Source organism: Williamsia serinedens, assembly GCF_024171725.1.
Classification (GTDB): domain Bacteria; phylum Actinomycetota; class Actinomycetes; order Mycobacteriales; family Mycobacteriaceae; genus Williamsia_A; species Williamsia_A serinedens.
Window position 1 is genome coordinate 69,057 of sequence record NZ_JAMTCG010000007.1, and the last position, 21,376, is coordinate 90,432.

General features: G+C 72.5%; 25 protein-coding genes. 1 reads left to right on the forward strand and 24 read right to left on the reverse strand.

All coding sequences use genetic code 11. From position 1 onward, the window contains the following. Positions 1 to 84: 84 nt before the first annotated feature. The 19 genes from lgt to nadA form a co-directional block, all read right to left on the reverse strand. Positions 85 to 1,158, reverse strand: coding sequence for a prolipoprotein diacylglyceryl transferase (lgt, locus tag LX12_RS18320; protein ID WP_308214034.1), 1,074 nt, complete (start codon positions 1,156 to 1,158; stop codon positions 85 to 87). Further along, positions 1,155 to 1,949, reverse strand: a complete 795-nt coding sequence (gene trpA, locus LX12_RS18325; RefSeq protein ID WP_253656038.1) for a tryptophan synthase subunit alpha — start codon at positions 1,947 to 1,949, stop codon at positions 1,155 to 1,157. The genes lgt and trpA overlap by 4 nt, the downstream gene beginning before the upstream one ends. Next, positions 1,946 to 3,226: a tryptophan synthase subunit beta gene (gene trpB, locus LX12_RS18330; protein WP_253656039.1), complete on the reverse strand. Its 1,281-nt coding sequence runs from the start codon at positions 3,224 to 3,226 to the stop codon at positions 1,946 to 1,948. Before trpB ends, trpA begins: the two co-directional genes overlap by 4 nt. A 4-nt stretch (positions 3,227 to 3,230) precedes the next feature. Next, positions 3,231 to 4,049: an indole-3-glycerol phosphate synthase TrpC gene (gene trpC, locus LX12_RS18335; protein WP_253656040.1), complete on the reverse strand. Its 819-nt coding sequence runs from the start codon at positions 4,047 to 4,049 to the stop codon at positions 3,231 to 3,233. Between the two features lie 129 nt (positions 4,050 to 4,178). Further along, a complete protein-coding gene (locus tag LX12_RS18340) occupies positions 4,179 to 4,940 on the reverse strand; it encodes a TIGR02234 family membrane protein (RefSeq protein WP_253656041.1) in 762 nt (253 codons plus the stop codon). After that, positions 4,937 to 6,481, reverse strand: coding sequence for an anthranilate synthase component I (locus LX12_RS18345; protein WP_253656042.1), 1,545 nt, complete (start codon positions 6,479 to 6,481; stop codon positions 4,937 to 4,939). The genes LX12_RS18340 and LX12_RS18345 overlap by 4 nt, the downstream gene beginning before the upstream one ends. A 6-nt stretch (positions 6,482 to 6,487) precedes the next feature. Then, positions 6,488 to 6,670 (reverse strand): tautomerase family protein, encoded by a 183-nt coding sequence (locus LX12_RS18350; protein ID WP_253648827.1) that lies wholly within the window; start codon positions 6,668 to 6,670, stop codon positions 6,488 to 6,490. Between the two features lie 10 nt (positions 6,671 to 6,680). Further along, entirely contained in the window at positions 6,681 to 7,037 is a 357-nt protein-coding gene (gene hisI / locus LX12_RS18355) for a phosphoribosyl-AMP cyclohydrolase (RefSeq protein ID WP_253656043.1), read from the reverse strand. A 27-nt stretch (positions 7,038 to 7,064) separates the two neighbouring features. Beyond that, positions 7,065 to 7,838, reverse strand: a complete 774-nt coding sequence (gene hisF, locus LX12_RS18360; RefSeq protein WP_253656044.1) for an imidazole glycerol phosphate synthase subunit HisF — start codon at positions 7,836 to 7,838, stop codon at positions 7,065 to 7,067. A 22-nt stretch (positions 7,839 to 7,860) separates the two neighbouring features. Further along, complete coding sequence (locus LX12_RS18365) at positions 7,861 to 8,694, reverse strand: inositol monophosphatase family protein (RefSeq protein ID WP_253656045.1); 834 nt, start codon at positions 8,692 to 8,694, stop codon at positions 7,861 to 7,863. Next, positions 8,694 to 9,437: a bifunctional 1-(5-phosphoribosyl)-5-((5-phosphoribosylamino)methylideneamino)imidazole-4-carboxamide isomerase/phosphoribosylanthranilate isomerase PriA gene (gene priA, locus LX12_RS18370; RefSeq protein ID WP_253656046.1), complete on the reverse strand. Its 744-nt coding sequence runs from the start codon at positions 9,435 to 9,437 to the stop codon at positions 8,694 to 8,696. The genes LX12_RS18365 and priA overlap by 1 nt, the downstream gene beginning before the upstream one ends. Continuing rightward, the gene (locus LX12_RS18375; protein WP_253656047.1) at positions 9,434 to 9,688 is read right to left on the reverse strand and encodes a hypothetical protein; all 255 of its coding nucleotides are present in this window, start codon (positions 9,686 to 9,688) and stop codon (positions 9,434 to 9,436) included. Before LX12_RS18375 ends, priA begins: the two co-directional genes overlap by 4 nt. Next, the gene (gene hisH, locus LX12_RS18380; protein WP_253656048.1) at positions 9,685 to 10,320 is read right to left on the reverse strand and encodes an imidazole glycerol phosphate synthase subunit HisH; all 636 of its coding nucleotides are present in this window, start codon (positions 10,318 to 10,320) and stop codon (positions 9,685 to 9,687) included. Before hisH ends, LX12_RS18375 begins: the two co-directional genes overlap by 4 nt. After that, positions 10,317 to 10,937: an imidazoleglycerol-phosphate dehydratase HisB gene (gene hisB / locus LX12_RS18385; protein ID WP_253656049.1), complete on the reverse strand. Its 621-nt coding sequence runs from the start codon at positions 10,935 to 10,937 to the stop codon at positions 10,317 to 10,319. The genes hisH and hisB overlap by 4 nt, the downstream gene beginning before the upstream one ends. Continuing rightward, positions 10,934 to 12,079: a histidinol-phosphate transaminase gene (locus tag LX12_RS18390; protein ID WP_253656050.1), complete on the reverse strand. Its 1,146-nt coding sequence runs from the start codon at positions 12,077 to 12,079 to the stop codon at positions 10,934 to 10,936. Before LX12_RS18390 ends, hisB begins: the two co-directional genes overlap by 4 nt. Continuing rightward, complete coding sequence (hisD, locus tag LX12_RS18395; RefSeq protein WP_253656051.1) at positions 12,076 to 13,407, reverse strand: histidinol dehydrogenase; 1,332 nt, start codon at positions 13,405 to 13,407, stop codon at positions 12,076 to 12,078. Before hisD ends, LX12_RS18390 begins: the two co-directional genes overlap by 4 nt. Positions 13,408 to 13,575: 168 nt before the next feature. Beyond that, entirely contained in the window at positions 13,576 to 14,625 is a 1,050-nt protein-coding gene (locus tag LX12_RS18400; protein WP_253656052.1) for an NAD(P)-dependent alcohol dehydrogenase, read from the reverse strand. A gap of 141 nt (positions 14,626 to 14,766) precedes the next feature. After that, complete coding sequence (gene nadC / locus LX12_RS18405; RefSeq protein ID WP_372505086.1) at positions 14,767 to 15,663, reverse strand: carboxylating nicotinate-nucleotide diphosphorylase; 897 nt, start codon at positions 15,661 to 15,663, stop codon at positions 14,767 to 14,769. Further along, complete coding sequence (nadA, locus tag LX12_RS18410; protein ID WP_308214035.1) at positions 15,660 to 16,673, reverse strand: quinolinate synthase NadA; 1,014 nt, start codon at positions 16,671 to 16,673, stop codon at positions 15,660 to 15,662. Before nadA ends, nadC begins: the two co-directional genes overlap by 4 nt. Positions 16,674 to 16,788: 115 nt before the next feature. On the opposite strand from nadA, the gene LX12_RS18415 reads away from it, so the two are divergent. Further along, positions 16,789 to 17,478, forward strand: coding sequence for an NUDIX hydrolase (locus tag LX12_RS18415; protein WP_253656053.1), 690 nt, complete (start codon positions 16,789 to 16,791; stop codon positions 17,476 to 17,478). Here LX12_RS18415 and LX12_RS18420 read toward each other — a convergent pair. From LX12_RS18420 to LX12_RS18440, 5 genes are all read right to left on the reverse strand, one after another. Beyond that, entirely contained in the window at positions 17,434 to 18,108 is a 675-nt protein-coding gene (locus LX12_RS18420; protein ID WP_253656054.1) for a DUF2567 domain-containing protein, read from the reverse strand. The genes LX12_RS18415 and LX12_RS18420 overlap by 45 nt on opposite strands. Beyond that, positions 18,105 to 18,362 (reverse strand): biotin synthase auxiliary protein BsaP, encoded by a 258-nt coding sequence (gene bsaP / locus LX12_RS18425; RefSeq protein WP_372505087.1) that lies wholly within the window; start codon positions 18,360 to 18,362, stop codon positions 18,105 to 18,107. The genes LX12_RS18420 and bsaP overlap by 4 nt, the downstream gene beginning before the upstream one ends. A 6-nt stretch (positions 18,363 to 18,368) precedes the next feature. Continuing rightward, the gene (gene bioB / locus LX12_RS18430; RefSeq protein WP_253656055.1) at positions 18,369 to 19,415 is read right to left on the reverse strand and encodes a biotin synthase BioB; all 1,047 of its coding nucleotides are present in this window, start codon (positions 19,413 to 19,415) and stop codon (positions 18,369 to 18,371) included. A 93-nt stretch (positions 19,416 to 19,508) separates the two neighbouring features. Next, the gene (gene bioD, locus LX12_RS18435; protein ID WP_253656056.1) at positions 19,509 to 20,195 is read right to left on the reverse strand and encodes a dethiobiotin synthase; all 687 of its coding nucleotides are present in this window, start codon (positions 20,193 to 20,195) and stop codon (positions 19,509 to 19,511) included. After that, complete coding sequence (locus LX12_RS18440; protein WP_253656057.1) at positions 20,192 to 21,373, reverse strand: 8-amino-7-oxononanoate synthase; 1,182 nt, start codon at positions 21,371 to 21,373, stop codon at positions 20,192 to 20,194. The genes bioD and LX12_RS18440 overlap by 4 nt, the downstream gene beginning before the upstream one ends. Positions 21,374 to 21,376: the final 3 nt, after the last annotated feature.

The window sequence follows — 21,376 nt, forward strand, 5'->3', positions numbered from 1 at the left end:
CCACGACCGCGCCGAGCTGTCATCCGCCGTCCACCCGCCGGTTCTCCAACGGGGTTGTCGCGCCGCGGATGTCGGGCGGGAACGTCAGCGGGCGGGGTGGACCGGCGAGTCCGTACCGCCGTCGGTGCTGTCCGACGCGGAGCCCTCGACGTCGGTGGGCTCGTCGGCGGGCGCGGCGTCGTCGGAGTCGACCGGGGCGTCGTCGTGCTCGGCGTTGTCGTGGCCGGCGTTGTCGCGGTCCGCGTCGTGGTCATGCTGATCGTCGACGGTCGCGGGACGGGCACCGGCGCGATAGACCTCGTCCGGTGTCTCACGGCCCTTCGTCGCGAGCACGATGTAGGCGACGGCGCACAGGAACACGATGGCCGCGGTGAACACGTTGATCCGGATGCCGAACACGTGTGTGGCCGTGTCCTCCCGGAGGAGTTCGATGACGAAGCGTCCCAGGCAGTACCCGGCGACGTAGCCGGCGAACAGGCGGCCGTGACCGATGCGCAGTCGTCGGTCGAGGACGACGAGCACGATCACCACGAGGACGTTCCAGAGCAGCTCGTAGAGGAACGTCGGCTGCACGACGTCGACGACGGTGCCGGTGGAGCGGCCGTCGATGAGGCCCGGCCCGACGTTGCCGTTGGCGTCGACGCGTTCGTAGATCTCCAGGCCCCACGGCAGCGACGTGTGCCCCCCGTAGAGCTCCTGGTTGAAGTAGTTGCCGAGCCGACCGATGGCCTGTGCCAGCAGGATCGGCGGGGCGATCGCGTCGCCGAAGGCCGGCAGGGAGATCCCGGCGCGTCGGGTGCCGATCCAGGCACCGACCGCTCCCAGGAGCACCGCGCCCCAGATGCCGAGCCCACCGTCCCAGATCTTCAGCGCGTCGATCGGTGTCTTCGGGCCGTCGCCGAAGTAGGTCCGCCAGTCCGTCGCGAGGTGGTAGAGCCGACCGCCGACCAGACCGAACGGCACCGCCCAGATCGCCACGTCGAGGACCTCGCCCTCGCCGCCACCCCGGGCGACCCACCGGCGGTTGCCCCAGAACACGGCGACGACGATCCCGACGATGATGCACAGCGCGTAGGCGCGCAGCGGGAAGTCGCCGAGGTACCAGACACCCTGCGGGGGGCTCGGGATGTACGCGAGCACCGTGGTCGATGCGGTCACCGGCGCACACCCGCGGCGCGGACGCCGTCGGCCAGTTCGCCGACGATCGCGGCAAGCGCGGCGTCACCCTCGTCGGCGGCAGTGACGAGCGCGGACCCGACGATGACGCCGTCGGCGTAGGCGGCGATCTCCGCGGCCTGCGCACCGCTGCGCACGCCCAGGCCGACCCCGATCGGGATGTCGGAGTGTTCACGGATCCGGCCGCACAACTCGGGGGCCGCGTCGGAGACGGCGTCGCGGGCACCCGTGACACCCATCGTGGAGGCCGCGTACACGAACCCGGAGCTGGCCTCGACGGTCATCGCGAGACGTTCCTCGGTCGAGGACGGAGCGACGAGGAAGATGCGGTCGAGACCGTGGGCGTCGGACGCGACGACCCACTCGTCGGCCTCGTCGGGGATGAGGTTCGGCGTGATGATCCCCTGGCCACCCGCCGCGGCCAGGTCCCGCGCGAACGCGTCGATGCCGTAGCGCAGCACCGGGTTCCAGTAGGACATGACCACCGGTGAGCCCCCCGCGTCGGCGACGACCTCGGCGGCGGCGAACACGTCACGAACACGCGCACCGGCGGCGAGCGCGGTGTCGGCCGCGGCCTGGATGGTGGGTCCGTCCATGACCGGGTCGGAGTAGGGGATGCCGAGTTCGACGATGTCGCAGCCGGATTCGACGAGGACACGCAGCAGCTCCCGTGAGCGTGCGGGGTCGGGGAAGCCGACGGGCAGGTATCCGATCAGGGCGGCGCGGCCCTCGGAGCGGCACCGCGCGAAGACGTCGGCGAGCCGATCGCTCACGACGCGGCGTCCGGCGCGTCGAACAGGCCGAACCACCGCGCGGCGGTGTCGACGTCCTTGTCACCGCGCCCGGACAGGTTCACCAGGATCGCGGCCCCGTCGCCCAGTTCGCGACCCAGCGTCAGCGCACCCGCGACGGCATGGGCCGACTCGATCGCGGGGATGATGCCCTCGGTGCGACTCAGCAGCGACAGCGCGTCCATCGCCTCGACGTCGGTGACCGGGCGGTACTCGGCCCGACCCGTCTCGAGCAGGTGCGCGTGCTCCGGTCCGACACCCGGGTAGTCCAGCCCGGCGGAGATGGAGTGCGACTCGATCGTCTGACCGTCGTCGTCCTGCAGCAGGTAGGAGTAGGCGCCCTGGAACGCACCCGGCGTCCCGCCCGAGAACGTCGCGGCGTGCCGACCCGACTCGACACCGTCGCCCGCGGCCTCGAAGCCGACGAGCCGCACGCCCGCGTCCTCGATGAACGGGTGGAAGATGCCGATCGCGTTCGAGCCGCCGCCGACGCACGCCGTCACCGCGTCGGGCAGACGTCCCAGCGACGACAGCATCTGCGCGCGCGCCTCGAGCCCGACGATGCGCTGCAGATCGCGCACCATCAGCGGGAACGGGTGCGGACCGGCCGCGGTGCCGAAGCAGTAGTAGGTGTTGTGCGCGTTGGTGACCCAGTCGCGCATCGCCTCGTTGATGGCGTCCTTCAGCGTCGCCGAACCGGCCTCGACGGCGACGACCTCGGCACCGAGCAGCCGCATGCGGGCGACGTTGAGCGCCTGCCGCTCGGTGTCGACGCGACCCATGTAGACGATGCACTCGAGGCCGAAGAGCGCGCAGGCGGTCGCGGTGGCGACGCCGTGCTGTCCGGCGCCGGTCTCGGCGATGACGCGGGTCTTGCCCATCCGCCGGGCCAGCATCGCCTGCCCGAGCACGTTGTTGATCTTGTGCGAGCCGGTGTGGTTCAGGTCCTCCCGCTTCAGGAAGACACGGGCGCCGCCGGCGTGCTCGCGCAGTCGGGTCGCCTCGAACAGCGGCGACGGGCGACCGCTGTAGTCCCGCTGCAGGCGGTCGAGTTCGGCGAGGAAGTCGTCGTCGACACGGGCCTTCTCGTAGCTCGTCGTCACCTCGTCGATGACCGCCATGAGCGCCTCGGGCACATGCCGTCCGCCGTAGGACCCGAAATAGCCACGGGCGTCGGGGTCGGACGAGGTTCGCTGGGCCAGTCCCGCACTGGCGGTGGGGAACTCGGTGTCGAAGGGTGACCGATCGTGCGTGGTCATCGGATCACCGGACCGGCTTGGGGCAGGACGGGTGGGTGCCGGCGGTGACCAGCTCCGCGACGGCGGCACGCGGGTCGCCGCGCGTGACCAGCGCCTCGCCGACCAGGACGGCGTCGGCCCCGGCCCCCGCGTAGGCGAGCAGGTCGGCGGTGCCGTTGACGCCGCTCTCGGCGACGCGGATGGTCTCGGTCGGCAGGCCGGGGGCGATGCGGGCGAACACGTCGCGGTCGACCTCGAGGGTCTTGAGGTTGCGCGCGTTCACGCCCACGACGGTCGCGCCCGCCGACAGCGCACGGTCGGCCTCGGCCTCGGTGTGGACCTCGACGAGGGCCGTCATGCCCAGCGACTCGGTGCGGTCGAGCAGGGAGGCGAGCACGTTCTGCTCGAGCGCGGCGACGATGAGGAGCACGACGTCCGCGCCGTGGGCCCGGGCCTCGTGGATCTGGTACGGCCCGATGATGAAGTCCTTGCGCAGCACGGGGATCCCGACGGCCGCGCGGACCGCGTCGAGATCGGCCAGGGAGCCGCCGAACCGGCGCTCCTCGGTGAGCACGCTGATGATCCGGGCGCCGCCCGCCTCGTAGGCGCGGGCGAGTTCGGCGGGATCCGGGATGTCGGCGAGCGGGCCCTTCGACGGGCTCGACCGCTTGCACTCGGCGATGACGGCGATCCCGGGCTCCCGCAGCGCGGCGGTCGCGTCGATCGGGTCCGCCGCCTTCGTTGCGGCCGCCTTGACGGCCGCGAAGTCGAGCACGGCCTCCCGGGCGGCGACGTCGGCGCGGACGCCGTCGATGATCGAGTCGAGGACGGTGGGCGAACTCATGCGCGGTCCCCTTCCGGCGTCTCGAGATCGATCGGCGACACCGTCTCGGTGTGACCTGTGATGTGGATCCAGGGTAGCCGGGCGGCGGGGACCCACCCGTCCCGGGGTCGGTGTGTCACGCGTGAGCCGTCACCGCGCCGTCGCGTCGCGCGGCGGATCGTCGTCCGGTCGCCCGTCCGGGGCGGCGGGCCTGGTCGTGGACGGATCGGTGGGGTCGGCACCGGTGTCGAGGGCATCCCACAGCATGCGTTCGGTGACCTGCTCCGACGGGCCGTCGGGGGCGTCGCCCGTCGTGGTCGCGGACGGGACCTGTCGTTCCGCCGCGGCACGCTCCGCGAACACGGTCTCCTCCAGTTCGGCGCGGCGGGCGGCCGGTGACCGGTACCGCGACGACATCGACGTGGCGCCGCGCGCCACCCGCAGCAGGACCGTCGCGGCGGACACCGCGAGCACCGCACCGAGGACGACCACGATCGCCACCCACGGCCGGGTGTCCACCGAGGCGACCTGGTAGCGCCCGGCCAGGTCGATGGACCGGGCCGCGTACGCACCCGGGTCGTCGCCGGTGAGCAGGGAGATCACCGGCAGCACCGAGACGATCCCGATCACCGCGACGACGAGGGCGGTGAGACGCAGCGCCCACCCCTTCAGCGCGACGGTGGCCGCGACCGCCGCGACCAGCACGATGGCGACCGGGGTGAGCCAGGGACTCCAGTCCGAGCCGTGCACGGTGAAGTCGCGGGCCGGGCTCAGACCGTCCTGCGCGGTGAGCGTCGCCCAGGGCAGTCGCGACGCCCCCCACAGCGCGGCCGCGGCGAGCACCAGGAGGACGGCGGCGGTCCGGACGTTGCGGCGGCGGATCAGGGCGGCGTCGGCCGCGGCGTCGGTCATGGGTGGACTCCTGCCGTTCCCGAGGCGACGGCCGGGGTCATCGTCTCCGCCGCCGCGATGGCGGTGAGGACCGTCCGGGCCTTGTTGCGGGCCTCGTTGTACTCGTAGTCGGCGTCGCTGTCGGCGACGACTCCCCCGCCCGCCTGGACGTAGGCGGTGTCGCCGGACATGACGGCGGTGCGGATCGCGATGGCCGTGTCGGCGTCGCCGGCGAAGTCGAGGTATCCCACCACGCCGCCGTAGAGGCCGCGTCGGGTGATCTCGTGCTCGTCGATGAGCTCCATCGCCCGCACCTTCGGGGCGCCGGTGAGCGTGCCGGCCGGGAAACACGCGGCGACCGCGTCCAACGCGGTGGCCTCGTCGCGCAGACGACCGGTCACCGTCGACACCAGGTGCATGACGTGGCTGTACCGCTCGATGTGCCGGTAGTCGTGCACCGCGACGCTGCCCGGTTCGCACACGCGCCCGAGGTCGTTGCGTCCGAGGTCGACGAGCATGAGGTGCTCGGCGTTCTCCTTCTCGTCGGCGAGGAGGTCCTTGGCCAACAGGTGGTCCTCGTCCTCGGTCGCACCGCGCCAGCGGGTGCCCGCGATCGGGTGCGTGGTCGCGGTGCCCTGCGACACGGTGACCAGCGCCTCCGGCGACGACCCGACGATCGTGAACGGCTCACGTCCCATCCCGGGCATCCGCAGCAGGTACATGTACGGGCTGGGGTTCGACGACCGCAGCACCCGGTACACATCGACGGGGTCGGCGTCGGTGGTCATCTCGAAGCGCATCGACGGCACCACCTGGAACGCCTCACCGGCCTCGATCTCGCCGACGAGCGAGGTGACGACGGTGGCGTACTCGTCGCGGGTGCGCTGCGCGCGGTACTCCGGGTCGGGCCGGTGGTAGGTCGACACGGTGGACGGCGCGGGGGCCGCGAGCGCGGCGGTCATCCGGTCCAGACGCGCGACCGCGTCGTCGTAGGCCTCGTCGACGCGTTCGTCGGTGCCGTCCCAGTTGATCGCGTTGGCGATGAGGGTGATCGAACCCTCGTGGTGGTCGACCGCCGCGAGATCGGCCGCGAGCAACATCATCATCTCGGGCAGGTGCAGGTCGTCGACGCAGGTGTCGGGCAGACGTTCGAGCCGACGGACCGCGTCATAGGCCAGGTACCCGACGAACCCGCCGGTCAGCGGCGGCATACCCGGCAGGCGGTCGGTGGCGAGCAGTCGCAGCGACTCGGCGAGCGCGGCGAGCGGGTCACCGTCACGGGGTGCGCCGTCGGGCACGGTCCCCCACCAGTGCGCCTCCCCCTCGACGACGGTCAGCGCGGCGGGCGCCCCGGCACCGATGAACGACCACCGCGACCACGACCGGCCGTTCTCCGCCGACTCCAGCAGGAACGTGCCGGGGCGGTCACCGGCGAGCTTGCGGTAGGCCGACAGCGGCGTCTCCGAGTCGGCGACGACCTTGCGGGTCACCGGCACGACGCGGTGGTCGCGCGCGAGGTCGACGAACTGCTCGCGGGTGGTGGTCCCGTCGGTGGTGCTCACGGTTGCCTAGTGTCCCAGCGGTTCGCCGCCGACGCCCCAGTGGGACCGCGGCACCTCGGTGATGGTGACCCACACCGAGTCGGGGTTCTTGCCCGTGGCCTTGGCGTACGCCTCGGTGACCGCGGCGATGGTCTCGCGCTTCACCCGGTCGCTCAGGCCCGGTGTCTGACTGATCTGGATCAACGGCATCGGCAGCTCCTCATCCGGCCGGGGTCGTCAGCGGCAGGGTCCGGCTGACGTCGAAACAACTGTGGGTGCCGGTGTGGCAGGCGGGCCCGGTCTGCTCGACGGTGAGCAGTACGGCGTCCCCGTCGCAGTCGAGGCGGACGTCGACGACGCGCTGGACATGGCCACTCGTCTCGCCCTTCACCCAGTACTCGCGACGCGACCGCGACCAGTACGTCGCGCGTCCTGTGCGCAACGTGCGGTCGAGGGCCTCGGCATCCATCCACGCGAGCATGAGCACCTCGCCGGTGCCCCGCTCCTGGGCGATCGCCGCGATCAGCCCGTCCGCGGACAGGCTGAGTCGCCCGGCGATGTCGGCAGGCAGTGCCATCAGTTCCTCCTCACGGACCGCGCCCGCTCAGCGGACGGTGATCCCGTCGCGGCGCATCGCGTCCTTGACCTCGCCGATCCGCAGCTCGCCGAAATGGAACACCGACGCGGCGAGGACCGCGTCGGCGCCCTCGCGGACGGCCGGCGCGAAGTGGTCGACCTTCCCGGCGCCGCCGCTGGCGATGACGGGGACGCCCACCGCGGCGCGGACCGCCGCGATCATCGCCAGGTCGAAGCCGTTCTTGGTGCCGTCGGCGTCCATCGAGTTCAGCAGGATCTCGCCCACGCCGAGGTCCTGGCCGCGTCGGGCCCACTCGACCGCGTCGATCCCCGTCCCCCGCCGACCGCCGTGGGTGGTGACCTCCCAGCCCGACGGGGTGCGCGGCGACCCCTCCGGCACGGTCCGCGCGTCGACCGACAGCACGATGCACTGCGACCCGAAGTGCCGGCTCATCTCCGCGAGCACCTCGGGGCGCGCGATCGCCGCGGTGTTCACGCCGACCTTGTCGGCACCGGCGCGCAGCAGCTGGTCGACGTCGGCGACGGTCCGCACACCACCGCCGACCGTCAGCGGGATGAACACCTGATCGGCGGTGCGGGCGACGACGTCGAGCATCGTCGACCGGCCCGAGCTCGACGCGGTGACGTCGAGGAAGGTCAGCTCGTCGGCGCCCGCGGCGTCGTAGGCGGCGGCGAGCTCGACCGGATCGCCCGCGTCGCGCAGGTCGACGAAGTTGACGCCCTTGACCACCCGGCCGGCGTCGACGTCCAGGCACGGGATGACACGGACCGCGACGGTCATCGTCGATCCTCCGGATCGGTGGTCATCGGAAGTCCTCCGGATCCCCGACACCGGCGATGATCTCGAGCAACTCCTCGTGCACCCCCGGGGACGCGGCGAGCATCGACGACGACGACGCGGTCCAGGGTGCGCCGGTGAGGTCGGTGACGGTGCCGCCCGCGCCGGTGACCAGCGCCGCGCCCGGCGCGTTGTCCCAGGGATGGTGACCGAAACACACGGCGCCGCCGAGGTTCCCGGCCGCGGTGAACGCCATGTCGATGCCGGTGCTGCCGAGCAGTCGCAGCCGCGACACCCGACGCGAGGCCTCGCCGAGCACGTCGACGCGCCACCGCCCGGGGAACCGTCCACGGCTGTCGAGGTTGAACGCACCGACGGCGATCACGGTGTCGTTCAGCGCGGTGTGGCGCAACGGCGGCAGGGGCTCGCCGTTACAGGTGACGGGACCGTCGACGGATGCGGCGTACCGCCGGTCGAGCAGGGGGAGCCAGGTGAGACCCAGCACCGGGTGCCCGTCGTGCAGGAGCGCGAGCAGCATGCCCGCCAACGGCAGCCCCGCCGAGTAGTTGAAGGTTCCGTCGACGGGGTCGACCACCCACACCGTGCCCTCGGTGGGATCGGGCCCGCCGAACTCCTCCCCGTGCACACCGATCCCCGTGGCGTCCGACAGCTGCGCGGACAGGGTGCGTTCGAGCTCGAGGTCGAGCTCGGTGGCGAAGTCGTTGCCGCCCTTGTCGACCGCGCTCGGTGCGCCGACGCCCTCGACGAAGCGCGGCTCGGCGGCGTCGAGGAGGTCCGCGGCGATCGAGAGCAGTCGCGGGGGGTCGAGATCGGACGGGAGTCCCGGGGGCAGTGCCATCAGACCGCGGCCACCGCCGTCAGCGCCTCGCGCAGCGTGAAACGCCCGGCGTAGAGCGCCTTGCCGACGATCGCGCCCTCGACACCGACGTCGACGAGTCCCGCGATGGCGGTGAGGTCGTCGACGGTGGAGACACCACCCGACGCGACCACCGGCGCCGACGCCGCCTCGGCGACCTCGCGCAGGAGATCGAGGTTGGGGCCGGTCAGCGTGCCGTCCTTGCTCACGTCGGTCACCACGTACCGCGCGCAGCCGTCGCGCTCGAGTCGCTCGAGGACCTCCCAGAGGTCGCCGCCGTCGGACACCCAGCCCCGCCCGCGCAGCCGCCACCCGCGGTCCTCGTGGACGGCGTCGAGTCCGATGGCGATGCGGTCGCCGTACTCGGACACGATCCGTGCACACCACTCCGGGTTCTCCAGCGCGGCGGTCCCGAGGTTGACCCGGGTGCAGCCGGTGGCCAGGGCGGCACGGAGCGAGTCGTCGTCGCGGATGCCGCCGGACAGCTCGACCTTCACGTCGAGCTCGCCGACAACCGCCGCGAGCAGCTCACGGTTGTCGCCGCGTCCGAACGCGGCGTCGAGGTCGACGAGGTGGATCCATTCGGCGCCGTCGGCCTGCCAGGCCATCGCGGCGTCGCGCGGCGACCCGTAGGTCGTCTCCGACCCGGCCGCGCCCTGCACGAGGCGGACCGCCTGCCCGTCGGCGACGTCGACCGCCGGCAGCAGTTCCAGCGTGGTGCTCATCCGATATGCCCTTCCCGTCGGCTCTCGCCGTCCTCCTGTTCGCGGATCGCCCGGTCCACGCTGCGTCGCGCCACGAATCCCATCACCCCGATCACCGCGAGGATCCCGACCAGCGCCACGACGAGCGCGGCACCGGCAGATGCCTGCGCCACGGCGACGGTCACCGCAGCCACTATCGCGAGACCGACCACGCCGGCGCCCATGACGATCACCGCGAGCCGCGCGACCGAGAACCCTGCGTCACCGCTCACAGACTGCGCACCCAGTTCGACAGCAGCGCCGCCCCGGCGTCGCCGGACTTCTCCGGGTGGAACTGCGTCGCCGACAACGGACCGTTCTCCACCGCGGCGAGGAACGGACCCCCGTGCTCGGCCCACGTCAGCGTCGCCGGCTTCAGACGGCTGCCGTCGGAGTGCATCTCCCACTCCTGCACCGCGTAGGAGTGCACGAAGTAGAAGCGGGTGTCGGCGTCGAGGCCGTCGAACAGCACCGACCCCTCCCCCGCCTGGACGGTGTTCCACCCCATGTGCGGCAGGACGGGCGCGGGCAGCTGTCGGACGGTGCCCGGCCACTCGCCGCAGCCCTCCGCGTCCACGCCGAACTCGACGCCGTGCTCGAACAGGATCTGCATGCCCACGCAGATGCCCAGGACGGGACGCCCCCCGGCCAGCCGTCGGCCGATGATGCGCTCGCCGCCCACCGCGGTGAGACCGGCCATGCACGCGGCGAACGCGCCGACGCCGGGCACCACGAGTCCGTCGGCCTCGAGCGCGGCGTCGCGGTCGGCGGTGACGGTGACCTCCGCGCCGGTGCGTTCGAGCGCCCGTTGCGCGGACCGCAGGTTGCCCGACCCGTAGTCGAGGATGGTGACGGATGCCGTCACAGGGCGCCCTTCGTCGACGGGACCGCGCCGGTCCGACGCGGATCGGTCTCGCAGGCCTCGCGCAGCGCACGGGCCACCGCCTTGTACTGCGCCTCGGTGACGTGGTGTTGGTCGCGGCCGTACTCGACGCGCACGTGCAGTGCGATGCGCGCGTTGATCGCGAACGACTCGAACACGTGCCGGTTGATGACCGTGTTGTAGGCGACGCCGGGGTTGCCGCCGATCACCGCGGTGAGCAGATGATCGGGCTCGCCGGTGTGCACGAAATACGGCCGGCCGGACACGTCGACCGCGGCGTGGGCGAGGGTCTCGTCCATCGGGATCCACGCGTCGCCGAAGCGACGGATGCCGACCTTGTCGCCGAGCGCCTCGGCGAACGCCTGGCCGAGGACGATGGCGGTGTCCTCGACGGTGTGGTGCGACTCGATCTCCACGTCGCCCTGCGCCCGCACGGTGAGGTCGAAGCTGCCGTGCGCGCCGAAGGCGGTGAGCATGTGGTCGTAGAACGGGACGCCCGTGCTGATGTCGGTCGCGCCGGTGCCGTCGAGGTCGAGCTCGACGGTGACCGAGGACTCGCGGGTCGTGCGGTCGATGCGGGCGGTGCGGTGCTCGCTCACTGGGGTGCTCCTGAGGACGTGGTGGCCGCGGCGGTGCCGGTGGGGGCGAGATCGGCTGCGGCGGCGAGGAAGGCGTCGTTCTCGTCGGGCAGGCCGATCGTCACCCGCAGGTGGCCGGCGATCCCGACGTCGCGGATCAGCACACCGCGGTCGAGGAAGCCCTGCCACGCGGTGTGGGCGTCGTCGAAGTGACCGAACAGCACGAAGTTGGCGTCGGACTCGACGGTGACGAGACCGCGGTCGCGCAGGGCCGCCACGACCCGTCGACGCTCCTCCACGATGTGGGCGACACCGGCGAGCGTCTCGTCGGCGTGCCGCAGCGCGGCGCGGGCCGCGGCCTGGGTCAGCACCGACAGGTGGTACGGGAGACGGACCAGCAGCAGGGCCTCGATCATCGCGGGCGCCGCGACGAGGTAGCCGAGCCGCCCGCCCGCGAACGCGAACGCCTTGCTCATGGTGCGGCTCACGACGACGCGGTCGCCGAGCTCGTCGAGCAGGGCCACCGCGCTGGGTCGGTCGGAGAACTCGGCGTAGGCCTCGTCGACCACGACGATCCCGGGGGCGGCCGCCGCGATCGCGCGGATCTCCTCCGGGTGCAGCGACTGACCGGTCGGGTTGTTCGGCGACGTCACGAAGACGACGTCCGGTGTACGGCGCGTGATCTCGGCGACCGCGGCGTCGACGTCGAGCGAGAAATCGGCGCGCCGGGGTGCGGCGATCCAGGCGGTGTCGGTCCCGGTCGCGATGATCGGGTGCATCGAGTAGGACGGCTCGAAGCCCAGTGCACTGCGGCCCGGACCGCCGAAGGCCTGCAGCAGCTGCTGCAGGATCTCGTTGGAGCCGTTGGCCGCCCACAGGTTGTCGACGGTGACGGGCACGCCCGTCGCGGTGGTCACGTACGCGGCGAGATCGGTGCGCAGCGCGACCGCGTCGCGGTCGGGGTAGCGGTGCAGTCTCTGCGCCGCCGCACGCACGGACTCCGCGACGTCGTCGACGAGCGCCTGCGAGGGCGGGTGGGGGTTCTCGTTGGTGTTCACGGCGACAGGCACGTCGAGTTGTGGTGCGCCGTACGCAGATCGACCGCGGAGCACGTCGCGCAGCGGCAGGTCGGCGACGCCGAACCGTGATCCGGGCGTGCTCACGACGGTCCCCCGGCATCGGCGAACCGCACGCGGACGGCGTCGCCGTGCGCCGGGAGGTCCTCGGCCGCAGCGAGGTTCACGACGTGCGGGGCGACCTCGGCGAGCGCATCACGGTCGTATTCGACGACGTGTATGCCTCGCAGGAACGTCTGCACCGACAACCCCGAAGTGTGGCGGGCCGAGCCGGACGTCGGCAGGACGTGGTTCGAGCCGGCGCAGTAGTCGCCGAGGCTCACCGGCGCGTACCGGCCGACGAAGATCGCGCCGGCGTTGCGCACACGGTCGGCGACGGCGGGAGCGTCGGCGGTCTGGATCTCGAGGTGCTCGGCGGCGTAGGCGTCGACGACCGCGAGGCCTGCGTCGATGTCGTCGACGAGCACGATGCCCGACTGCGTCCCCGACAGTGCGGTCCGGACACGCTCGTGGTGCTTGGTCTGCTCGACCTGACGGTCCACCTCGGCGTCGACGGCGTCGGCGAGGGCGGTGCTGTCGGTGACGAGCACCGACGCGGCGAGCACGTCGTGCTCGGCCTGGCTGATGAGGTCGGCCGCGACGGCGACGGGGTCGGCCTCGCCGTCGGCGAGGATCGCGATCTCGGTCGGCCCGGCCTCCGAGTCGATGCCGACGAGCCCACGACAGAGCCGCTTGGCCGCGGTCACGTAGATGTTGCCGGGCCCGGTGATGAGGTCGACCGGCTCCAGCTCGGAGTCGTCGGTGTCGGTGCCGCCGTACGTGAGCAGGGCGACGGCCTGCGCACCGCCGACGGCCCACACCTCGTCGACGCCGAGCAGCGCGCACGCGGCGAGGATCGTCGGGTGCGGCCATCCGCCGAACGCGCTCTGCGGGGGCGAGGCCACCACGAGCGATCCGACCCCGGCCTCCTGGGCCGGGACGACGTTCATCACGACGCTCGACGGGTAGACCGCGTTGCCGCCCGGCACGTAGAGCCCCACGCGGCCGACAGGGACCCACTTCTCGGTGACCGACCCGCCGGGGGCGACCTCGGTACGGGTGGCGCCGCGACGCTGGTCGGCGTGGACGATCCGCGCGCGACGGATCGACTCGGTGAGAGCTGCGCGCACGTCGGGGTCGACGCCGGCGAGTGCCCGCTCGAGCACCGCCGCAGGGACTCGGACGGACTCCGGCCGGATCCCGTCGAACCGCTCTCCCGCGTCGAGCGCAGCAGCCGCACCGTGCTCGCGCACCGCCGACACCACCGGGGCGACGGTCGACAGCACAGCGTCGACGTCGGTCCCGCCCCGCGGCAGTGCACGCCGCAACTGTGCCGTCGACAGGGTCGCGCCACGCAGGTCGGTTCGGGCGAGCATGGGGTGGATCTCCTCGTCGGTGGGGTTCGGGGACCGGTCCCCTGAGCGTATTCGGTGGTGCGAGATGTTTTCGAATCGCGACCGTCGGGAGCCGGCCCGACGGACACACGACGGCGGCCGCCGACCCCCCGAGGGGTCGACGGCCGCCGGATGCGCGGACGCGCCGGGTCAGGCCAGCGAGGCCGTGTCGATGACGAAGCGGTACCGCACGTCGGAGGCGACGGCGCGGTCGTAGGCCTCGTTCACCTGGTCGGCGTTGATCGTCTCGATCTCGGCGGCGATGTCGTGCTCGGCGCAGAAGTCGAGCATCTCCTGGGTGAGCGCGATGCCACCGACCATCGAACCCGCCAGCGACCGACGGTTGGTGAGCAGCGAGAACGCCGCCACCTCGAGCGCGTTCTCAGGGACACCGAGCTCCACGATCGTGCCGTCGACGGCCAGCATGCCGATGTACTTGTCCAGCGGCAGGTTCACCGAGACCGTGTTGATGATGAGGTCGAAGCGGTTCGCGAGGTCGTCGAAGACCGAGTCGTTGTCCTTGGTCGCGTAGTAGTGGTCGGCACCGAACTTCTTGCCGTCCTCCTCCTTGCTCAGCGTCTGGCTGAGCACCGTGACCTCGGCGCCGAGCGCGTGGGCGATCTTGACGCCGACGTGACCGAGGCCACCCATGCCGATGATGGCGACCTGCTTGCCCGGGCCCGCTCCCCAGTGCTTGAGCGGCGCGTACAGGGTGATGCCCGCGCACAGCAGCGGCGCGGCGACGTCGAGCTCGATGCCGTCCGGGATCTTCAGGACGAACTTCTCCGTCACGACGACCTGCTGCGAGTACCCGCCGTGGGTGAACTCGCCCTCGTAGGTCGTCGAGTTGTAGGTCTGGACGACGCCCTTCTCGCAGTACTGCTCGTCGCCGTTCTTGCAGGGGGCGCACTCGCCACACGAGTCGACGAAGCAGCCGACGCCGACGCGGTCGCCGACCTTGTGCAGGGTGACCTCGGAACCGACCTCGGCGACGACACCCGCGATCTCATGGCCCGGCACGACGGGATACTTCGTGCCCTTCCACTCGTTGCGCGCGGTGTGGATGTCGGAGTGGCAGATGCCGGCGTACTTGATGTCGATCCGGATGTCCTTGGGACCCAGATCGCGGCGCTCGATGGTGGTGATCTCCAGCGGATCGGTCGCGGAGACAGCGGCGACGGCGTTGACGGTGGTCGTCACGAAATCGGTTTCCTCTCGTACGTCGTGGCACGCGTGAAGCTCACGCGTAGTACGAGCGGGTTCAACTCACCGTGGCGCGAAACTATGCCCGTATGCGCATGAACGTCCGTACAGGCCAGGTGGGGTCGGACAAAGCGCCCCTCAGAGGTCCAGGCCGAGGTCCAGCGCCGTCACCGAGTGGGTGAGTCCGCCGACGGCGAGGAAGTCGACGCCGGTCCGGGCGTAGTCGTGGGCGTCGGCCAGCGACAGACCACCGGAGCTCTCGAGCAGCGTCGACGATCCCGCCCGGGTACGCCGGGCCACCGCCATCTGCGTCTCCCACAGCTCGAAGTTGTCGAGGAGGATCAGCTGCGCGTCCAGTGCGAGCGCCTCGTCGAGCTGCGCCAGCGAGTCGACCTCGATCTCCACGGCGATGTCGGGGGCTGCCGCCCGGACCGCGCGCCACGCCGCCTCGACCGACCCGGCCGCGGCGATGTGGTTGTCCTTGATCAGCGCGGCGTCGCCGAGACCCATGCGGTGGTTGAGCCCACCGCCGGCGCGGACGGCGTACTTCTGCAGCGCCCGCAGGCCCGGCAGGGTCTTGCGGCTGTCCCGCACCGCGGCGCCCGTGCCGTCGATCGCGTCGACCCATGCCGCGGTCGCCGTGGCGATCCCCGACAGGTGACACAGCAGGTTCAGCGCGGTGCGCTCGGCGGTGAGCAGCCCGGCCGTCGGACCGGTGAGCCGCAGGACGACGTCGCCCGGGCCGACGCGGGTGCCGTCGTCGACGCGGTCGTCGACAGCGACCGCGTCGCCCATCACCTCGGTGAAGACGGCGAGCGCCACGTCGACACCTGCGACGACGCCGGCCGCCCGACTGGCCACCACCGCGGTGGTCGTGGCCCCGGCGGGGACCGTCGCGGCGGTGGTCACGTCGGGGCCGTACCGCAGGTCCTCCGCCAGCCCCTCGGCGACGACGCGGCGCACGTCGTCGTCCGGGGGCGGGGTGAGGACGTGTCCACGGCGCTGCGTCTGGCCGACGGCCCCGCTCGCGGTCACTCCCCGCCGCCGCCGGGCGTGCCGATCGCGATCATCGCCTCGACGCTCGCGCGGGCGGCGTCGGCGACGGCGCGGTCGAGATGGACCTCGTCGGTACCGTCGCGCAGGCTGCGCAGCAGCGCCTCCGGCGTGATCATCTTCATGTATCGGCACGACGCCTTGGCGTTGACCGGCTGGAAGTCGACTCCCGGTGCCGCACGGCGCAACTGGTGCAGCATGCCGATCTCGGTGGCCACGAGGACCTCGCGGGCGCCGGTCTCGCGGGCGGCGTCGAGCATGCCGCCGGTGGACAGGATCTTCACCTTCTCCGCGGGGACGGCGCCCTCCCCGGCGAGGTAGAGCGCAGAGGTCGCGCACCCGCACTCGGGGTGGACGAAGAGGTCGGCGTCGGGGTGGGCGGTGGCCTGCGCGCTCAGCTCGTCGCCGTTGATCCCGGCGTGTACGTGGCACTCGCCGGCCCAGATGTGCATGTTCTGCCGACCCGTCACGCGCTTGACGTGGGCACCGAGGAACTGGTCGGGCAGGAACAGGACCGTGCGGTCGGGGTCGATGGAGGCGACGACCTCGACGGCGTTCGACGACGTGCAGCAGATGTCGGTGAGCGCCTTCACCTCGGCGGTCGTGTTGACGTAGGAGACGACGACGGCGTCGGGGAACTCGGCCTTCCAGGCCCGCAGCTCGTCGGCCGTGATCGAGTCGGCCAGGGAGCACCCGGCGCGGGCGTCGGGGATGAGCACGGTCTTCTCCGGCGCGAGGATCTTCGCAGTCTCGGCCATGAAGTGCACGCCGCAGAAGACGATGGTGTCCTCCGGCGCCGACGCCGCGATCCGCGACAGGGCGAGCGAGTCACCGACGTGGTCGGCGACGTCCTGGATGGCCGGGAGCTGGTAGTTGTGCGCGAGCAGCGTGGCTCCCCGCAGCTCCGCGAGACGGCGGACCTCGGCGGCCCACTCGGGGCCGGGGTCGTTCGCGTCGACGACGTCGGGGGTGACGGCGGTGGTGATCGACACGACCGCCCTCCTTTCGGTGGGGTCCTCGACGGGGCTGCGCCGAGAGGTTTTCGACTGTCGGTCGAAAACGTGCCGCCAGCGTAACACCGCACGCCGCGGGCCCTACACTCCAGCCATGCCACCGAGCATCCTGCACGAGGTGCTCACCGCCGTCTTCGGCGTCCGCGGTCTCGCCGAGGGCACCCCTCACCTGTCGGTCCTGCTGTGGGAACGCGGTCTCGACCCGCAGGCGGGGACGTGGTCGCTCCCGGGCGGTCTTCTCGGGGCCGACGAGGATCTGCGCACCTCCGCCCGTCGCCAACTCGCCGAGAAGGTGGACCTGCGCGAGGTGGCGCACATCGAGCAGCTGTCGGTGTTCTCCGCACCCGACCGTGTCCCCGGCCCGCGGGTCGTCGCGTCGACCTATCTCGCGTTGGTGCGTCCCGAGTCGGTGAGCACTCCCCCGTCGGACACGCGGTGGCACCCGGTCGACGACCTGCCGCCGACGAGTTTCGACCACGGGGCGGTGGTGGAGAGCGCGCGGCGCCGGCTCGCCGCCAAGTTGTCGTACACCAACATCGCGTTCGCGCTGGCGCCGACCGAGTTCTCGATGTCGACGCTGTCCGACATCTACGGCGCCGCACTGGGGTACCCGGTCGACGCGACCAACCTGCTGCGGATCCTGTCGCGCCGCGGGGTCGTGGTGGCCACGGGCACCACGGGACCGACGGGGCGGTCGGGCGGGCGTCCGCCCGCGCTCTACCGCTTCACCGACACCGGGTTACGGGTCACCGACGAGTTCGCGACCCTCCGGCCGCCGCCCTGAACCCGGCTGCGCGGCAGCGGTCTCGGCGGGGACGTCGAGATCGGGCGAGCGCGCCGCGAGGATCCGGATCAGCACCACGACGAGGCCCACGGCCGGCGCGACCACCAGCACCGCCCACGACATCCCCACGCCGACCGAGACGTCGAGACCACCGGTCAGATCGAGCTGAGCGCCCGACAACCGCAGACCCGGCGCACTGGTGAAGTACCGCCCGACGGCGGTGTCGCCCGGGCCGGGGTGCCGGACGTGGGCGACGAGCCCGCCGAGCCAGGCGCCGAGGGCGCCGCCGGCGATGGTGCCGACGGTGACGAGTACGGCACCGAGGGGCCCGCGCAGGGAGCGCACCGTCCACACGACGACGCCGGCGAGCACACCGACGACCGCCGAGATGCAGGCGAAGAGGGCGATCGCGTCGAAGCGATGGCCGGTGTCGGCACCGAGCGCACCTGCCCGGCCGGGGGCGACGACGACCCCGGTGACCCCGGGGACGACCAGACCCCACACGACCCCGCCGGCCACACCGAGCACCAGCAGGATGCCGAGGGCGACGACGGCGGGACGCACCAGCGCCCGCGGGTCACGACGCACGACCACGCGGTCGGCGACCGTGGGCACGTCGGGAGCGGTCATCGGCGGGTCGGGTCGGACGAGTCGACGGATCCGTGCCGCGAGCACTTCGCCGTCCAGCCCGTCGGGACCACCTGGACGACCATGCGGCGTCCGCAGCGTCCGCAATATCGCGGCGGTTCGAGGCCCAGTCGGGCCGCGGTCGGCACGTCGGTGTCGCCACCCTCGGCGACGGGGGTGCCGGTGTACACGCTGTAGACCAGCGGTTCGGTCAGCGGGGTCTCCGCCGACGCCGACGTCACGGACTCGAGGACCACGGTCGATCAGATGCTGTCGTTGAGCGCCTTGATCGGCATCTGCAGGTCGGCCAGGAGATCGAGATCGTCCTCGGCCGGACGGCCCAGCGTCGTCAGGTAGTTGCCGACGATGACGGCGTTGATGCCGCCGAGGATGCCCTGCTTGGCGCCGAGGTCACCGAGGGTGATCTCGCGGCCACCGGCGAACCGGAGGATGGTCCGCGGCAACGCGAGGCGGAACGCGGCGACCGCGCGTAGAGCGTCCGACGCCGAGAGCACCTCGAGGTCCCCGAACGGGGTGCCGGGGCGCGGGTTGAGGAAGTTCAGCGGGACCTCGTCGGGCTCGAGGGCGGCGAGATCCGTCGCGAACTCGGCGCGCTGCTCGAGCGACTCGCCCATGCCGAGGATGCCGCCGCAGCAGACCTCCATGCCGGCGTCGCGCACCATGCGCAGCGTCTCCCACCGCTCCTCGTAGGTGTGGGTGGTGACCACGTTCGGGAAGTGGCTGCGCGCGGTCTCGAGGTTGTGGTTGTAGCGGTGCACGCCCATCGCGGCGAGCTCGTCGACCTGCTCCTGCGTGAGCATGCCCAGCGAGCAGGCGATCTGGATGTCGACCTCGTCGCGGATGGCCTCGATGCCCGCGGCGACCTGACTCATCAGGCGCTTGTCGGGGCCACGGACGGCGGCGACGATGCAGAACTCCGTCGCCCCGGTCTTCGCGGTCTGCTTGGCCGCCTCGACCAGCGAGGGGATGTCGATCCACGCGCTGCGGACCGGGGAGGTGAACAGGCCCGACTGCGAGCAGAAGTGGCAGTCCTCGGGGCAGCCGCCGGTCTTCAGCGAGATGATGCCCTCGACCTCGACCTCGGGACCGCAGTGCCTCATGCGCACGTCGTGGGCGAGCTGCAGCAGTTCGGTGAGGCGGTCGTCGCCGAGCTGCAGCACGCGCAGCACCTCGTCGCGGGCGAGCGGGACGCCCCGCTCGAGGACCTTCTCGCGCGCCAGTTCCAGGATGTCGGACCCCTGCGCGTCCTGCGCGTCGGTCTCCTCCGGTCGGACTGGGGCCTGGGTCACGCGAACTCCTCGGGTCGAGATGTGGTCATCCGTGGCGCCGCGGCCACCGTCCGATCGCTCGGTCGACGGCCGTGGGCCGGGGATCAGTGTGCCCTATCCGCGGCGCAGTGCGGCCACCCACTCCGCGGAGAACCAGGACGGTGCCCGATCGCGGAACGCCTCCCGCGGGAGTCGCCCGGCCCCGGCGGGCACGACACCGACGATCGGCACGCCGGTCAGGCGCGGCAGGTCGTCGCGGTTGCAGCGGGTGGCGAGGTCGGGGTCGTCGGGCCACGACCCGAGGACGACGCCCGCGACGGCGACACCCCGGGCGCGTGCCGCGGCGACCGTCAGCTCGGTGTGGTTGAGCGTGCCGAGTCCGGCTGCGGCGACCACGACGAGCGGCGCCGACAGCGCCTCGGCGACGTCGAGCGCGGTGAGGTCGGGGCCGAGGCGGACGAGCACGCCGCCGGCGCCCTCGACGAGCACGAGGTCGTTGTCGGACACCCGCGCCACCACGTCGAGCGCGTCCGACAGGGTCAGCGGCGGCATGCCCGCGCGCGCGGCGGCGGTCTCCGGCGCGAGCGGATCGGGGTAGCGGATGCCCTCCGCGACCGAGTGGGCCCCGGTCAGGCGGACCACCTCGGCGATGTCCCCCGGCTCGTCGCCGACGACACCGGTCTGCGCGGGCTTGCACACCCCGACCGTCATCCCGGCGGCCTCCGCGGCGACTGTGAGCGCGGCGGTCGCGACCGTCTTGCCGACGTCGGTGGAGGTCCCGGTGACGACGAGCCCGGTCACACGGCCCCCGCCATCGCGGCCGTCCGCGCCGCGGTGACCACGTCCGCCGCGCGGGCGATCTCGGTGTCGGTGAGGTCGGCTCGGGCGGTCAGTCGCAGGCGCGCGGTGCCCGGTGGCACCGACGGCGGGCGGAAGCACCCGACGTCGACGCCCTCGTCCCGGCAGCGCAGGGACGCCGCGAGCGCGGGTCCGGGCTCCCCCACGATCAGCGACACGACGGCGGAGTCGGGCGCGTCGCCGCCGCACGCCGCGGCGAGGCGTCGCGCGACCTCGCGGACGCGGTCGGCCAGATGCGGCTCGTCGCGCAGGATCGCCAGGGCGGCGTGCGCGGCACCCACCGCGGCGGGGGCGAGACCTGTGTCGAAGATGAACGTGCGTGCGCGGTCGACGAGGTGGTCGCGCAGCAGGTCGGAACCGGCGACGAACCCACCCTGCGCGGCCAACGACTTCGACAGCACCCCGGTCACGACGAGATCGGGTGCACCGGTGAGACCGACCTCGGCGACCACCCCGCGACCGCCCGGGCCACGGACGCCGATCGCGTGGGCCTCGTCGACGAGCAGCGCGGCGCCGTGGTCGCGGGCGGCCGCATACAGCTCGCGGATCGGCGCGACGGCGCCGTCGATGCTGTACACCGAGTCCGTGACGACGAGCGCCCGCTCCTCGTCGCGGGCGGCGAGGACGGCGCGGACCGCGTCGTGGTCGCCCCGGTCGACGACGACCACGCGGGCCCGGGACAGCCGGCACCCGTCGATGAGCGAGGCGTGCGCGCCACCGTCGCTGACGATCAGGTCGCCGCGGCCCATGAGCGCCGACACCGCACCCATGTTCGCCATGTAGCCGGAGCTGAACACCAACGACGCCGGCAGGCCGAGGAATGCGGCGAGGTCCCGCTCGAACGCGTCGTGGGCCTGCGTGGTCCCGACGACCAGCCGGGAGGCCGTCGCGCCGCCACCCCACTCCTGTGCGGCGCGAGCGGCCGCCGCCGTGACGCGCGGGTCGCGCGCCAGCCCCAGGTAGTCGTTGGAGGCGAGGTCGAGTCGGTCGCGGACGGCGGCACGGGGGCGGAGCTCGCGGTGCAGTCCCTCGGCCTCGCGGACCCGCGCGGCCTCCCGCATCCACGCCAGCGCCACGGGGCGACGGGCGGCGTCGGGACGGGCGTCGGGCGTGTCGGTCATCGC

Excerpts from the sequence above, each read along its gene's own strand:
- trpB (WP_253656039.1), bottom strand. The coding sequence starts at position 3,226 with ATGACCACGCACGATCGGTCACCCTTCGACACCGAGTTCCCCACCGCC.
- trpC (WP_253656040.1), bottom strand. The coding sequence starts at position 4,049 with ATGAGTTCGCCCACCGTCCTCGACTCGATCATCGACGGCGTCCGCGCC.
- LX12_RS18340 (WP_253656041.1), bottom strand. The coding sequence starts at position 4,940 with ATGACCGACGCCGCGGCCGACGCCGCCCTGATCCGCCGCCGCAACGTC.
- LX12_RS18350 (WP_253648827.1), bottom strand. The coding sequence starts at position 6,670 with ATGCCGTTGATCCAGATCAGTCAGACACCGGGCCTGAGCGACCGGGTG.
- hisI (WP_253656043.1), bottom strand. The coding sequence starts at position 7,037 with ATGGCACTGCCTGCCGACATCGCCGGGCGACTCAGCCTGTCCGCGGAC.
- hisF (WP_253656044.1), bottom strand. The coding sequence starts at position 7,838 with ATGACCGTCGCGGTCCGTGTCATCCCGTGCCTGGACGTCGACGCCGGC.
- LX12_RS18365 (WP_253656045.1), bottom strand. The coding sequence starts at position 8,694 with ATGGCACTGCCCCCGGGACTCCCGTCCGATCTCGACCCCCCGCGACTG.
- priA (WP_253656046.1), bottom strand. The coding sequence starts at position 9,437 with ATGAGCACCACGCTGGAACTGCTGCCGGCGGTCGACGTCGCCGACGGG.
- hisD (WP_253656051.1), bottom strand. The coding sequence starts at position 13,407 with ATGCTCGCCCGAACCGACCTGCGTGGCGCGACCCTGTCGACGGCACAG.
- LX12_RS18415 (WP_253656053.1), top strand. The coding sequence starts at position 16,789 with ATGCCACCGAGCATCCTGCACGAGGTGCTCACCGCCGTCTTCGGCGTC.
- LX12_RS18420 (WP_253656054.1), bottom strand. The coding sequence starts at position 18,108 with ATGACCGCTCCCGACGTGCCCACGGTCGCCGACCGCGTGGTCGTGCGT.
- LX12_RS18440 (WP_253656057.1), bottom strand. The coding sequence starts at position 21,373 with ATGACCGACACGCCCGACGCCCGTCCCGACGCCGCCCGTCGCCCCGTG.